The organism is Pseudomonas sp. PA27(2017) (assembly GCF_001945445.1).
In the GTDB taxonomy this organism is placed as follows: Bacteria; Pseudomonadota; Gammaproteobacteria; order Pseudomonadales; family Pseudomonadaceae; genus Aquipseudomonas.
The window spans coordinates 83,937-96,053 of sequence record NZ_MSXW01000026.1 but is presented as its reverse complement, the minus strand read 5'-3'; the positions used below and the strand labels follow the sequence as shown (position 1 = coordinate 96,053).

General features: G+C 64.3%; 14 protein-coding genes. 7 read left to right on the top strand and 7 right to left on the bottom strand.

The annotated features are described in order from the left end of the window. Positions 1 to 231 precede the first annotated feature (231 nt). From BVH06_RS14165 to hda, 3 genes are all read left to right on the top strand, one after another. Positions 232 to 1,314 carry a DUF2066 domain-containing protein gene (locus BVH06_RS14165; RefSeq protein WP_075934459.1) on the top strand — a complete coding sequence of 361 codons (1,083 nt, stop codon included), beginning with the start codon at positions 232 to 234 and terminating at the stop codon, positions 1,312 to 1,314. A gap of 102 nt (positions 1,315 to 1,416) precedes the next feature. Further along, a complete protein-coding gene (locus BVH06_RS14160) occupies positions 1,417 to 2,511 on the top strand; it encodes an AI-2E family transporter (RefSeq protein ID WP_075934458.1) in 1,095 nt (364 codons plus the stop codon). A gap of 132 nt (positions 2,512 to 2,643) precedes the next feature. Then, positions 2,644 to 3,348, top strand: a complete 705-nt coding sequence (gene hda, locus BVH06_RS14155) for a DnaA regulatory inactivator Hda (protein ID WP_075934457.1) — start codon at positions 2,644 to 2,646, stop codon at positions 3,346 to 3,348. A gap of 24 nt (positions 3,349 to 3,372) precedes the next feature. Here hda and BVH06_RS14150 read toward each other — a convergent pair whose 3' ends face one another. The 3 genes from BVH06_RS14150 to arsC are packed head-to-tail and all read right to left on the bottom strand — an operon-like array spanning position 3,373 to position 4,743. After that, complete coding sequence (locus tag BVH06_RS14150) at positions 3,373 to 3,795, bottom strand: DUF2069 domain-containing protein (RefSeq protein ID WP_075934456.1); 423 nt, start codon at positions 3,793 to 3,795, stop codon at positions 3,373 to 3,375. Continuing rightward, entirely contained in the window at positions 3,788 to 4,393 is a 606-nt protein-coding gene (wrbA, locus tag BVH06_RS14145; protein WP_075934455.1) for an NAD(P)H:quinone oxidoreductase, read from the bottom strand. Before wrbA ends, BVH06_RS14150 begins: the two co-directional genes overlap by 8 nt. Then, positions 4,390 to 4,743: an arsenate reductase (glutaredoxin) gene (arsC, locus tag BVH06_RS14140; protein ID WP_075934454.1), complete on the bottom strand. Its 354-nt coding sequence runs from the start codon at positions 4,741 to 4,743 to the stop codon at positions 4,390 to 4,392. The genes wrbA and arsC overlap by 4 nt, the downstream gene beginning before the upstream one ends. A 229-nt stretch (positions 4,744 to 4,972) precedes the next feature. Here arsC and BVH06_RS14135 point away from each other — a divergent pair, with 229 nt between their 5' ends. Next, positions 4,973 to 6,202 (top strand): YihY family inner membrane protein, encoded by a 1,230-nt coding sequence (locus BVH06_RS14135; protein WP_075934453.1) that lies wholly within the window; start codon positions 4,973 to 4,975, stop codon positions 6,200 to 6,202. 135 nt (positions 6,203 to 6,337) lie between these two features. Then, positions 6,338 to 6,541 carry a hypothetical protein gene (locus BVH06_RS14130; RefSeq protein ID WP_075934452.1) on the top strand — a complete coding sequence of 68 codons (204 nt, stop codon included), beginning with the start codon at positions 6,338 to 6,340 and terminating at the stop codon, positions 6,539 to 6,541. Here BVH06_RS14130 and BVH06_RS14125 read toward each other — a convergent pair. Beyond that, positions 6,526 to 6,924: a hypothetical protein gene (locus BVH06_RS14125; protein ID WP_075934451.1), complete on the bottom strand. Its 399-nt coding sequence runs from the start codon at positions 6,922 to 6,924 to the stop codon at positions 6,526 to 6,528. The two genes, BVH06_RS14130 and BVH06_RS14125, sit on opposite strands and share 16 nt — an antisense overlap. Before the next feature lie 103 nt (positions 6,925 to 7,027). Continuing rightward, positions 7,028 to 8,425: a PilZ domain-containing protein gene (locus BVH06_RS14120; RefSeq protein WP_075934450.1), complete on the bottom strand. Its 1,398-nt coding sequence runs from the start codon at positions 8,423 to 8,425 to the stop codon at positions 7,028 to 7,030. A 63-nt stretch (positions 8,426 to 8,488) separates the two neighbouring features. Here BVH06_RS14120 and BVH06_RS14115 point away from each other — a divergent pair, with 63 nt between their 5' ends. Beyond that, positions 8,489 to 8,935 carry a TlpA disulfide reductase family protein gene (locus BVH06_RS14115; protein ID WP_371915293.1) on the top strand — a complete coding sequence of 149 codons (447 nt, stop codon included), beginning with the start codon at positions 8,489 to 8,491 and terminating at the stop codon, positions 8,933 to 8,935. A 4-nt stretch (positions 8,936 to 8,939) separates the two neighbouring features. Further along, the gene (locus BVH06_RS14110; RefSeq protein ID WP_075934448.1) at positions 8,940 to 9,215 is read left to right on the top strand and encodes an acylphosphatase; all 276 of its coding nucleotides are present in this window, start codon (positions 8,940 to 8,942) and stop codon (positions 9,213 to 9,215) included. 3 nt (positions 9,216 to 9,218) lie between these two features. Here BVH06_RS14110 and BVH06_RS14105 read toward each other — a convergent pair whose 3' ends face one another. Both BVH06_RS14105 and BVH06_RS14100 read right to left on the bottom strand, forming a co-directional pair. After that, on the bottom strand, positions 9,219 to 10,172 hold the full coding sequence (locus tag BVH06_RS14105) for a hypothetical protein (RefSeq protein ID WP_075934447.1): 954 nt from the start codon (positions 10,170 to 10,172) through the stop codon (positions 9,219 to 9,221). Positions 10,173 to 10,188: 16 nt separating this feature from the next. Then, positions 10,189 to 11,904: a proline--tRNA ligase gene (locus BVH06_RS14100; RefSeq protein ID WP_075934446.1), complete on the bottom strand. Its 1,716-nt coding sequence runs from the start codon at positions 11,902 to 11,904 to the stop codon at positions 10,189 to 10,191. Positions 11,905 to 12,117: the final 213 nt, after the last annotated feature.

Below are 12,117 nucleotides of genomic sequence, written 5' to 3'. Positions count from 1 at the left end.
CCGTTCTGCGAAGGCGCGCGATTTTATCAGGCTTGCCCGGCAGCGGCCAGCCACCGTGCCGAGTACGGGTCGCCAGGCGGCGTGAAACCTGGCCGGCCCTGGCGGGTCACACGCAAGCCTACCTGAGTGCTGATGGCCGCGTGGCTTGCGATGCCATGGCAACAGCCCCTAAGGTATAGCGCCACGGCCTGTTACCGCGCGCCGCCTTCTTAAGCCGAGAGTTTTCCGTTCATGCGCCCGAGCTTCCGCCCCCTGCTTCTCTGCCTGTCACTCTTGAGCCTGCCGACCCTGGCAGCGACCGTGAGTGACCTCTATCAGGTGCGCGAGACGGTTGCCAGCCAGCAGCCCGAGGAGCGCGATGCCGCCCTGCAGCGGGCGGTCGAGACGCTGGTACTGCGCCTGACCGGCAAACCGGATGCGGCCAAGGGCTCGACGCTGGCGGAGTTGCGCAAGGATCCGCAGCAGATCATCAGCCAGTACGGTTACGAGGGCGATCACCTGGTGGTCGATTTCGATGCGGTGTCCACCGATCGCTCCCTGCGTCAGGCCGGTTTGCCGCTCTGGGGCGTCAACCGCCCGGCGATTCTCGCCTGGTGGCTGAACGAGACGGTCGATGGCGCGAACATGGTCGGTGACGGCCAGGCCGCTGCCGAGCCGCTGCGCGAGGCGGCCCAGCACCGTGGCCTGCCGTTGCGCCTGCCGTTGGCCGACCTCAGCGAGCAACTGGTGGCGACCAAGGAGGCACTTGGTGCCAAGGATCCGGGTGAGCTGCGTTCGGCATCCGAGCGCTACGGGGCCGACGCCTTGCTGGCCGTGCGCGCCAGTGAAGCGGACGGCAAGTGGCAAGCCAGCTGGCAACTGTGGCTGGGCGACGAGCGCGAGCAGGGCAAGGCCGAGGGCGCCGATCAGGCCGCGCTGGCCGATGCGGTGTTGCTGGCGGTGAGCGAGCGCCTGGCTCCACGTTTCGTCGTCGCTCCGGGCGCCAGTTCGACGCAGACGGTGGAAATCATCGGCGCCGATCTGTCGCGCTACGCCGAGCTGCAGCGGGTGCTCGAACCCTTTGGCGCCCAACTGCAGTCGGTGCAGGCCGACCGGCTGATCTACAAGGTCAACGCCAGTGCCGAGCAGCTGCGCACCCAACTGGGCCTGCTGCAGTTGCACGAGGTGTCGGCTGCCGAACTGGCCGTCGAGGCGCCGGCGCCCGCCGAGCCCCAGGCACCCGTCGATGCCAGTCAGGCGCCGGTGGAACCTCAGGCTGCGCCACCAACGGCACCGGCCAATGCATCTGGCGATGTTCTGTACTTTCGCTGGTAGACTGCCCGCCAACTGAACCGCTTCGCTTTCGACGACCTCGGCCATGGCCGAGGTCGTTTTGCGAGTGCGCACCGACCTGACTTTCGCTTCTGAGGATCGAGCATGCCCGTTTCGTCTCGCTGGCTGTGGATCGCTGCCGTGCTGGTGCTGGGCGGCTTCCTGTACGTGCTGCATCCGATTCTTTCGCCGTTTCTGATGGGCATCCTGATCGCCTACCTCGGCGATCCACTGGTCGATCGCCTGGAGCGCCTCAAGCTGTCGCGTACCTGGGGCGTGATCGTGGTATTCGGCCTGTTCACCCTGCTGATGGCCCTGGCTTTGCTGGTGTTGATTCCGATGCTCGGCAAGCAATTGGTACGGCTATACGAACTGCTACCGCAGATGCTCGATTGGGCGCAGAACCAGGCCTTGCCGTGGGTTCAGGTCAAGCTCGGCCTGAACGAGGGCTTCTGGCGCTTCGATGAATTGAAAAAGGCATTGTCCGGTCACCTGGGGCAAACCACCGATATCGCCGGGCTGGTGCTGTCGCAGGTCACCGCGTCGAGCCTGGCCCTGGTGGCCTGGGTGGCCAACCTGCTGCTGATTCCGGTGGTCAGCTTCTACCTGATGCGCGACTGGGACCTACTGGTCAGCAAGCTGCGCGGCCTGGTGCCGCGCGACAACGAGGGCGTGGTGGTGAAACTGGTCGGTGAATGCCACGAGGTGCTGGGCGCGTTCCTGCGCGGTCAGCTTCTGGTAATGCTGGCGCTCGGTGCGATGTATGCGGTCGGCCTGATGGCCATCGGCTTGGAACTGGGGCTGTTGATCGGCCTGCTGGCTGGCCTGGCGAGCATCGTGCCGTACCTCGGTGTGGTGGTGGGTATCGGCAGTGCGCTGCTGGCGGGGCTGTTCCAGTTCGGCGGCGACCCTTATCCGCTGTTGATGATTGCCGGCGTGTTCGTGGTCGGTCAATTGCTCGAAGGCATGCTGCTGACGCCGCTGCTGGTCGGCGACCGCATCGGCCTGCATCCGGTGGCGGTGATCTTCGCGATCATGGCCGGCGGCCAGCTGTTCGGTTTCACCGGCATCCTGGTGGCGCTGCCGGTGGCCGCGGTGATCATGGTGCTGCTGCGCCACGTGCATGAACTTTACAAACGGTCCGACGCTTACGCGGGGCAGGCTACGGTTCAGCCAAAGCCGGGCCGCAAAGCGCGTTGATACCCGCCGTGGGCGGCTAACCTGTTGTATTGCCTTGGAAAGTGCGGCAATGACAGGCGGCCGCCAAGGGTATAAACTGCGCCACCTTTATTCAGAGCGCCAAGCGGGCTCCGACGAGCCATCCTCTCCAGCATGAAGCCGATTCAACTGCCTCTGGGTGTGCGTCTGCGCGACGACGCCACCTTCGCCAATTACTACCCGGGCGCCAATGCCGCTGCCCTTGGGTACGTGGAGCGTCTGTGCGAGGCCGAGGCGGGCTGGACGGAGAGCCTGATCTACCTGTGGGGTGGCGAGGGTGTCGGGCGCAGCCACCTGCTGCAGGCGGCCTGCCTGCGCTTCGAGCAGCTCGGCGAGCGCGCCGTCTACCTGCCTCTGGCCGAGGTGGTGCAGTATGGCCCGGCGATTCTCGACAATCTGGAGCAGTTCGAGCTGGTCTGCCTGGATGATCTGGAGGCTGCTGCCGGCCAGCGCGCCTGGGAAGAAGCGCTCTTCCATCTGTTCAATCGCCTGCGCGATAGTGGTCGCCGTCTGCTGCTTTCCGCCAATGCATCGCCCCGCGAATTGTCGATCAAGCTGCCCGACCTCAAATCGCGCCTGACCCTGGCCCTGGTGTTCCAGCTGCAGTCGCTGTCCGACGAGGACAAGCTGCGTGCCCTGCAGCTGCGAGCGTCGCGGCGCGGCCTGCATATGAGTGACGACGTGGGGCGTTTCATCCTCACTCGCGGCGAGCGCAGCATGAACGCGCTGTTCGATTTGCTCGAGCGCCTGGATCAGGCTTCGCTGCAGGAAAAGCGCAAGCTGACCATTCCCTTCCTCAAGGAAACCCTGGACTGGTAGTTCAGTTACCGTCTAGGATCGTTTCTATTGTTTGCCGCTTTCTTCAACGCTGCCGACACGCTGGTACTGCGCGCACCAGCGCGTATACAGCAGCGCGCTGATGAACAACGTCAGGCTGAGCAGGATTTCCAGCCAGCCGAACAGCCGCTTGGAAGGATCGAACGCGGCTAGCACGCCCTGGATGAAATACAGGTTCACCACGAAGCAGGCCCACGAGTGCGTACGTGGGTGGCCGCCGATGAGGCCGGGGGCGAGCAGCAGCAACGGCAGCAGTTGGAAGGCCAGCACAGCCCACAGTAGCGAATTGGGAACGGCGGCGTAGCCCAGGTTCCAGATCAGCAGCAGCGCCGCCAACGCCACGAAACTGGCCAGGCTGAGGTAGCGACTGATGCGCAGGCGCGGCAGCAGCCAGTCCACGTTCGGCAGCGCTCTGGCGGTTTTAGCCACGGCCGTCGCTCAGCTTGAGGGCGATGCTCGCCAGCCGCTGACCGAGAGCGCGGCACAGGGTGATCTCATGCTCATCTAGGGCGCGCTTGCCGTCGGCGCCGGCATGGTGGCTGGCGCCATATGGCGTGCCACCTCCGCGGGTCTCGACCAGCGCGGATTCGCTGTAGGGCAGGCCGGCGACCAGCATGCCGTGGTGCAGCAGCGGCAGCAGCATCGACAGCAGCGTGCTCTCCTGGCCGCCGTGCAGGCTGGCGGTGGAGGTGAAGACGCTCGCGGGCTTGCCGACCAGGCTACCGGTCAGCCACAGGTTGCTGGTGCCGTCGAGAAAGTACTTCATGGGCGCGGCCATGTTGCCGAAGCGCGTCGGGCTGCCCAGCGCCAGACCGGCGCAGTTCTTCAGATCGTCGAGGCTGGCGTAGGGGGCGCCTTCGGCAGGAATGCCGTCGGCGACCGCTTCGCATTCGGCAGAAACCGCCGGCACGGTGCGCAGGCGCGCTTCGAGGCCCTGCATTTCTACGCCACGGGCGATATGTCGGGCCATCTCGGCGGTGGCGCCGTGGCGGCTGTAGTACAGCACCAGAATGTAAGGCGTGCTCATGGCAGCAGCTCCAAGATGTTTTCCGGCGGCCGACCGATCGCGGCACGTTCCCCGGCGATCAGGATCGGGCGTTCGATCAGGCGCGGATGGGCGGCCATGGCCTCGATCAGGTCCTCGTCACTCAGCGCCTGGTTGGCCAGGCCAAGTTCGCGATACTCGTCCTCACCGCTGCGCAGCAGTTGGCGGGGCGGCAGGCCGAGTTTGTTCAGAACCTCACGCAGTTCTGCGGCGCTGGGCGGCGTATCGAGGTAGTGCACGACGACCGGCTGCAGGTCGCGCTCTTCGAGCAGTTGCAGGGCAGCGCGGGATTTCGAGCAGCGCGGGTTGTGATAAAGCGTCAATTCAGTCATGGCAGTCGTCGCTTCTGGCGGCAGATGGCGGCTATTCTAACCGCGTCGGCGGCTCGCGCTGAACGGGGTGCGGCAATCAGGGCGAACCTAAGTGTCGAGCCAGCGTCTGTAATGCGTCGGTCACAATGGCTTGTGGCCAGCTTCTCCCGCTCGTCTGCATTGCCTGCGGCCCTGATGGCGCCGGCCTGACGATGATGCGCACGTTTCCGACTGCCCTTGTGAGGTGGGTATGCAGCAGCGTTTGCACGATTGGCTCGAATTCTGGCGATTCCTCTGGCAGCGCTTCTTCGACAATCGCGGTGCCGATAACGCGGCGGCGCTGACCTATACCACGCTGTTCGCCGTGGTACCGATGATGACGGTGACCTTCGCCGTGCTTTCCGCAGTACCGGCCTTCCAGGGAACTGGCGAGCAGATCCAGGCGTTCATCTTTCATAATTTCGTGCCGTCTGCTGGCGAGACGCTGCAGGAGTACCTGCGCAATTTCACCACCCAGGCGCGGCAGCTGACCTGGATCGGGGTGGCGGTGCTGGCGGTCACCGCCTTCTGGATGCTGGTCACCATCGAGCGCACCTTCAACACCATCTGGCGGGTGCGCCAGCCGCGTCGCGGTATCGCCACCTTCCTGTTGTACTGGGCGATTCTCAGCCTCGGGCCGATGCTGCTGGGCGCCGGCTTCGCGATCAGCACCTACGTTGCCTCGTTGTCGCTGCTCAGCGGTCCGGATGCGGTGGTCGGTGCCCAGACGTTGCTGCGCTTCACGCCTCTTTTATTCAGCGTTGCGGCGTTCACTCTGCTGTACGCGGCGGTGCCCAACGCCCGGGTGCCGTTGCGTCACGCCCTGTGGGGCGGTTTGTTCACGGCGATATTGCTGGAGCTGGCCAAGGCCATCTTCGGTTTCTACGTGCGGTTCTTCCCGGGCTATCAGTTGATCTACGGTGCCTTCGCCACGGTGCCGCTGTTTCTCCTGTGGATCTTCTTGTGCTGGCTGATCGTGCTGCTGGGGGCCGAGCTGGTGTGCAACCTCGGCGTTTCCCATCAATGGCGCAAGCGCGCGATGCCCAGGGCGCTGGTGTTGCTGGGCATCCTGCGGGTGTTCCACGCGCGCCAGCGCACCGGGCTCAAGGTTCGCCACCGGGATATACAGCGCCAGGGTTGGTTGCTGCCCGAGCATGAGTGGGAAGAGGTGCTGAGCTTTCTGGAAAGCCAGCGCCTGGTCGCCAGCACCGGCGGCGATAGCTGGATGCTCAGTCGCGATCTGTCGCATTACTCGCTGCAGCAGTTGCTCGAGCGCAGCCCGTGGCTATTGCCGCACTTGAGCCAGCTGCCCGACGAGCTGGATGAGCCCTGGTATCCGGCACTGCGTGAAGCGTTAAAGCGCCTGCATGAAGAGCAAAGCCTATTATTCGGTGACAGCTTGGCCCATTGGCTGGAGGGGCGGGGCAGTGACAGGAAGTGACGTTTATCGTCACTCACGGATGTCAGGTTGATAGCCCGATGCCATCCTTTGGTGCCGGCGTGTTGGCGTCAGTAACATGGCATGTTTCTGGCTATGCTACGTGCAGTCGATCTCGCCTCACCAAGAGTACGTGCAATGCCAAAACCATCCTCCAAGGTCGTGATGCTCCATGGGCGAGATAGCGAGCGGGCGCTGGAGAATCTCAACCGGATCACCGGGCTGCGCTTCAGCAGCTGGCCCGAGTCGCTGGCAGGCACAGTGGATGATGTTCCGCTAACAGGCGAGGCGCCGCGCGAGCCGTGCGAGTCGCCGGCGAGAATTGGTCAGGCGTTGGCCTGACTGGCGCGCGTCTGCGCGATCGTGGGCTCGGCGGCCTGCACGAAAAGCTCCTCGACTTTCACTTCGACCTGGGACTGCGCTGAGCGCAGGCGTATCTGCATGTCTTCGATGCGCTGGGTCACCGGCAGGCGCGCGATGCCGGAAAGCAGGATCCTGTCCTGAACGCCTACCTTGGCGTGATCCAGATTGATCGAACGCAGCTGATTCCCATCGCGATAGCGAACCTGCAGGGATACCAGGCTGCCTGCCTGGCCCGGCAGGTGCAGCCAGGCGGCCACGTTGAACTCCGCGACCCGCCCGTCGTACTCGGTCAACTGTAGTTGAGCGCTCTGAATGAGGTGCGCGGGTACTTGGCCGATCAGTGTGTCGTGGGCGTTAGGCATGCGAATTCCCTGGCTGGCGAAGAACGTCAGCGGGGAAGTATAAGAAGGATGCTCTCGATCAAACTGTGCGCCAGGCCGCCCTTGCGCGTGATCGAGTTCTCAATCAGGGCAGTTCCAGGGGGTGGCGGCTTACCGTGGCACTGGCCAGGTTGCATGTGGGCAACTGCAGGCGGTTCTGGTTGACCGCGTTGGGCAACTGCAGCCAAAGGTTTTCGCCGTCGCTGAACTGGTTGTGCGGCACCCACAGTCCGTGGTGCCAGCCCTCCCGAGGTTTGGGTGTGCTCTGCAGGATGCCCAGGTGCGGCTGGCTGCTGGGGGCGCGCCTGAGCCAGGTCGGCTGCGCTAGACCCTTCAGGTAACGCAGGCCCAGGTGAAGGCCCTCGCTATTGAGGTGACGCCAGCACACCAATGCCAGCACGTCGCTGTCGGCGATCAGTAGCACCAGTTGGCCGATTGGTAAGCTGTGGGCAGCGTGAGCTGGGCACAGAAGGCGGGCACCGCCCGGGCCGATATCGAGAATCTGCGCTGCTGTGCACTGCGGTCGCTGCTCGAGAAGCTGTGCGTGGATGGCCGGGATGCCGATGGCCAGCCGGCAGTCGCTTTGTTGCGGGGTGCGCGAATGTCGGCGCTGTTCGGTACCCAGCCAGTGATGGTGCACGCGTTCGAGCAGGTCGCGCTCTCCAGCGCTGCGCAGTGGTGCGGGCTCGCCGAGCGCGACGAGCAGCGCGCCCAGCTCCAGGCGCCGCACGGTTTCGCTGCCTGCCTGGGGGCGTTGCTGGTAGGTCAGGCATGCCTGTGCACGTTGCAGGTCGATGAGCGGGCCTTCGGATTTGTCCTCCGCGTCCCAGGGCAGCAGGCGCGCGAGAGCGGCCAGCGGCGCCAGAGCAGCGAACAGTCGCAGGCATTCATCCGGGTGCAGGTGCGGGGGATTGCTCAGCGCCAGCAGCAGCGTCTGCTGATAGAGCCCCCGCAAGGTGTCGGCGGGCGTGGGGGTGAATGCTGCCGCCACCGGTTCGTCAAGGCAGCCATGGCGCTCGCCAAGCCAGTACAGCAGATGGCTGTCGCGCCACAGGTCGGCATTCGGCTCACGGTATTGCTGAAAATGTCGCAGCAGAGTCTGGGCGATGAAGTGCTGAGCCATGTACAGGCACCAGGCCAAGTGCGGCTGGGAGGGCTTGTGGCCCTGCAATATCTGCAGCAGCAGGCGCTTGTAGCCGATGGCGAGCTCGCTGCACAGCTGCGTTTGTTCGGCGGCTGCTGCAGGAGAGCGCTGCGCACTATAGTGGCGATACTCATCGCTGAAATTTTGCAGCGCCCGTTGTCTTTCGAGTAAGGTCATCGCGCTGCGATTGAAGCGCGCGAGCAGGGCTGTCAGCTCCAGCAGGCCAGCCTCGGCTGGCAGTTGGCGAGCCGCGCTCAGGCTGCTGCCCAGGGTTGCCTGGTCGAGCGGGTCAGCGTCAATAGCGTCGGGTACATCGAGCTGCAGTGCATCCAGTGTCATAGCAACCTTATCGGTACGAGGACCATTTCCATGGTAAAGCGACTTCCGTCAGTCATTCGGCTCATGATGGTGCTCATCGCCGGCGTGGTGCTGGCAGGTTGCACGGATGACGTCGGTGTCGACCAGCATGGGCAGAAGGTAGCGGTTGAGCGCCTTGAAGGCCAGTGGCTGGTTATCAATTATTGGGCCGAGTGGTGCGGCCCCTGTCGCTCCGAGATTCCCGAGTTGAACGCCCTGGCGCCGGAACTGGAGAAACAGTCGATCGGTGTGTTCGGCGTGAACTTCGATGGCCTGCAGGGCGAGGAGCTCAGCAAGGCGGCCGAGGCGCTGGGCATCGAGTTCACGGTGCTGGCCAAGGACCCGGCGGAGCGTTACGGACTGCCGCCCAGCGATGCGCTGCCGGTCACCTACATCGTTGATGATCAGGGCAAGGTGCGTGAGCGCCTACTCGGCGAGCAGGACGCCGAAGGCCTGAAGGCGCGGCTTGCAGCGCTGCGCCAGGAGAGCTGATTTCATGACCAGCGTTTGTCTGCACGGATATGTCGAAGGGCGCGTGCAGGGTGTCGGCTTTCGCCAGAGTACGGCCGCAGAGGCCACGCGTTTGCAGTTATCGGGCTGGGTGCGCAATCTGCCTGACGGTCGCGTGGCAGTTCTGTTCGAGGGTGAAAGCGATGCAGTCCGCTCGCTGGCCAAATGGCTGGAGCATGGGCCGCCCGGTGCCCGCGTACTTGCCGTGACGCTGCAGGAGCGCCCGATCGAGGGCGCTCAGGGGTTCATCGTGCAGCGCTAGGTGTCAGTCTTCACCTGGGTCGGCGGCGAGGCGCCCGGCGTTCTGGGTCAGCGAGCGCAGAAATTCAGTCTGCAGCTCCGGGTCGTTGCGAGTCAGTTCGATCAGGCTCTGCTCGAGCTCGCTGGCTTCTTCCTCCAGACCCAGGTCGGACAGACGCTTGACGCGATGCACCCATTGTTCGACTTCGGCTCCCTCCAGGTCGTCGTAGATCAGGTCATGGGCTTCGCGCAGCTTGCCACGCAGGGTGCGGCTGACCATCAGGGTCGCCTCGGCGCTGGTGGCATCCTGCTCGTCGGTCACGGTCAGCAGCAGGGTGCCGACGCGGGCGATGTCCTGGTCGGCGAACGGGCCATCGAGCAGGTTGAGGCGCAGTACGCCATTGCGGTCGGTGAGCAGCTCGTGGGTTTGCGCGCCGGCCTTTATGGTGACGGGGCGTTCGGCCCAGGGCAGGCTGGAGTAGTCCGTACGGGTTTCCTGGCGCTTTTCGTCGATGCCGGCCAGGTTCTGCTGGGAGCGACCGTTGGACTCGACGTTCATGAACGGGTTGATGCCCGCCACGCCATAGCTGATCCAATCCTTGGTGGCGGTGTCCGGAATGCGCCCGAGCGCGACCACGTTGAGCACGTTGGCGCCGACGCCACCGACGATGGCCACCGCGCCCAACGGGATTTCATAAATCTCGCGCCACGGCTGGTAAGGCGTGTAGCGGTCGTAATGGCGGGTGACCTCGAACGGCGTCACCTCGAAGACCTTCTGCTCATGCACGCGCACCCTGCGCTGGGGCAGCTCCAGCACTTCGGGCTGCCCTACGTCGATCTGCAGGCTGTGGCTCAGCAGTTTGCGTTCGACGCGTTCCTCATGCTCGCTGCGCTGCGGCAGATGGTTGGCGCAGCCAGCGAGAAAGAAGGCGCCACAGGTGGTGGCGCCGAAAAGGCGTAGGGTGCTTCGCTTGAACATGACGGCTCTTTGCGGGTCAGCGGCGGATACGGTTCTGGATGAACGACAGGATCTCGCCGACGGCGACTGGCTGAGCCTCGGTTTCCAGGCGGCTCTTGTACTCCAGGTTACCCTCGGCCAGTCCGCGGTCGCTGACCACGATGCGATGCGGAATGCCGATCAGTTCCATGTCTGCGAATTTGATGCCCGGACTGGTCTTTTTGTCACGGTCGTCGAGCAAAACTTCGAAGCCGGCTGCGGTCAGTTCGCCGTACAGCTTGTCGGTCGCTTCGCGTACCGCGTCGGTTTCGTAGCGCAGCGGAACCAGGGCGATCTGGAAGGGTGCCAGGGCATCGTTCCAGATGATGCCGCGCTCGTCGCTGTTCTGCTCGATGGCAGCGGCCACCACACGAGATACGCCGATGCCGTAGCAGCCCATGCTCAGCACGACCGGCTTGCCGTTCTCACCCAGCACCTGGCAGTTCATCGCTTCGCTGTACTTGGTGCCCAGCTGGAAGATGTGCCCGACTTCGATGCCGCGCTTGATTTCCAGGGTGCCTTTGCCGTCCGGGCTCGGGTCGCCTGCCACCACGTTGCGCAGGTCGGCGACGGTCGGTACCGGCAGGTCGCGCTCCCAGTTGACGCCGAAGTAGTGCTTGTCGTCGATGTTGGCGCCAATGGCGAAATCGCTCATCCGTTCTACGGAGCGATCGATGATGATCGGCAGCGGCAGGTTCAGCGGGCCCAGGGAGCCTGCGCCCGCTCCGATGGCATCGCGCAGCTCGGCGTCCGAGGCCATTACCAGCGGGCTGGCGACGCCAGGCTGGTTGGCGGCCTTGATCTCGTTCAGCTCGTGATCGCCACGAACGATCAGCGCGATCAGCTTGCCTTCTTCTTCGGCATGCACGATCAGCGTCTTGATGGTGCGCTCGATGGGCAGGTCGTAGCCCTCGACCAGTTGCTGGATGGTCTTGGCGTTCGGGGTGTCGACCAGGCGCAGCTCTTCGCTCGGCGCCGGGCGGGCTGACTCGCGAGGAATGGCTTCGGCCTTCTCGATGTTGGCAGCGTAATCGGAGGCGTTGCTGAACACGATATCGTCCTCACCGGATTCGGCCAGCACGTGGAACTCGTGGGAGCCGGCGCCGCCGATGGAGCCGTTGTCCGCCACCACCGGGCGGAAGTTCAGGCCCAGACGGGTGAAGATGTTGCAGTAGGCCTGGTGCATGCGGTCATAGGTCTGCTGCAGGGAAGCCTGGTCGGCATGGAAGGAGTAGGCGTCCTTCATGATGAACTCGCGGCCACGCATCAGGCCGAAACGCGGACGGATCTCGTCGCGGAACTTGGTCTGGATCTGGTACAGATTCAGCGGCAACTGCTTGTAGCTGTTCAGCTCGTTGCGGGCCAGATCGGTGATCACTTCCTCGTGGGTCGGCCCTACGCAGAATTCGCGGTCGTGGCGATCCTTGACGCGCAGCAGCTCCGGCCCGTATTGCACCCAGCGGCCCGACTCCTGCCACAGCTCGGCAGGCTGGATGGCGGGCATCAGCACCTCCAGTGCGCCGGCTGCGTCCATCTCTTCGCGCACGATTCTTTCGACCTTGCGCAGCGTGCGCAGGCCCATTGGCAGCCAGGTGTACAGGCCTGAGGCGAGCTTGCGGATCATGCCGGCGCGCAGCAGCAACTGATGGCTGATCACCACGGCATCGGAGGGCGTTTCTTTGAGGGTCGAAAGCAGGAACTGACTGGTACGCATGATGGGCCGTTCTGTCGTTTGCAAAGGGATTTTTATGGCTCGGCATTGTACGGCGCGTGGCTGGTGGCGTACAGGATGCTAAGTGCTACGGTGGAGGGCGTTGATCTGCTGGCGGCTTGCGTGGGGGGCTCTGTCTGCTGCTCGTTGGGCAAGCCGCTGAACGAGGGGGCAAGCTGGGGTTCGAGTGGGCAATAAAAAAACCCGGCCGAAGCC

Bases quoted from the DNA above. Each gene is read 5' to 3' on its own strand.
- BVH06_RS14165 (WP_075934459.1), top strand. From the start codon at position 232: ATGCGCCCGAGCTTCCGCCCCCTGCTTCTCTGCCTGTCACTCTTGAGC.
- BVH06_RS14160 (WP_075934458.1), top strand. From the start codon at position 1,417: ATGCCCGTTTCGTCTCGCTGGCTGTGGATCGCTGCCGTGCTGGTGCTG.
- hda (WP_075934457.1), top strand. From the start codon at position 2,644: ATGAAGCCGATTCAACTGCCTCTGGGTGTGCGTCTGCGCGACGACGCC.
- wrbA (WP_075934455.1), bottom strand. From the start codon at position 4,393: ATGAGCACGCCTTACATTCTGGTGCTGTACTACAGCCGCCACGGCGCC.
- arsC (WP_075934454.1), bottom strand. From the start codon at position 4,743: ATGACTGAATTGACGCTTTATCACAACCCGCGCTGCTCGAAATCCCGC.
- BVH06_RS14135 (WP_075934453.1), top strand. From the start codon at position 4,973: ATGCAGCAGCGTTTGCACGATTGGCTCGAATTCTGGCGATTCCTCTGG.
- BVH06_RS14130 (WP_075934452.1), top strand. From the start codon at position 6,338: ATGCCAAAACCATCCTCCAAGGTCGTGATGCTCCATGGGCGAGATAGC.
- BVH06_RS14125 (WP_075934451.1), bottom strand. From the start codon at position 6,924: ATGCCTAACGCCCACGACACACTGATCGGCCAAGTACCCGCGCACCTC.
- BVH06_RS14120 (WP_075934450.1), bottom strand. From the start codon at position 8,425: ATGACACTGGATGCACTGCAGCTCGATGTACCCGACGCTATTGACGCT.
- BVH06_RS14115 (WP_371915293.1), top strand. From the start codon at position 8,489: ATGATGGTGCTCATCGCCGGCGTGGTGCTGGCAGGTTGCACGGATGAC.
- BVH06_RS14110 (WP_075934448.1), top strand. From the start codon at position 8,940: ATGACCAGCGTTTGTCTGCACGGATATGTCGAAGGGCGCGTGCAGGGT.
- BVH06_RS14105 (WP_075934447.1), bottom strand. From the start codon at position 10,172: ATGTTCAAGCGAAGCACCCTACGCCTTTTCGGCGCCACCACCTGTGGC.
- BVH06_RS14100 (WP_075934446.1), bottom strand. From the start codon at position 11,904: ATGCGTACCAGTCAGTTCCTGCTTTCGACCCTCAAAGAAACGCCCTCC.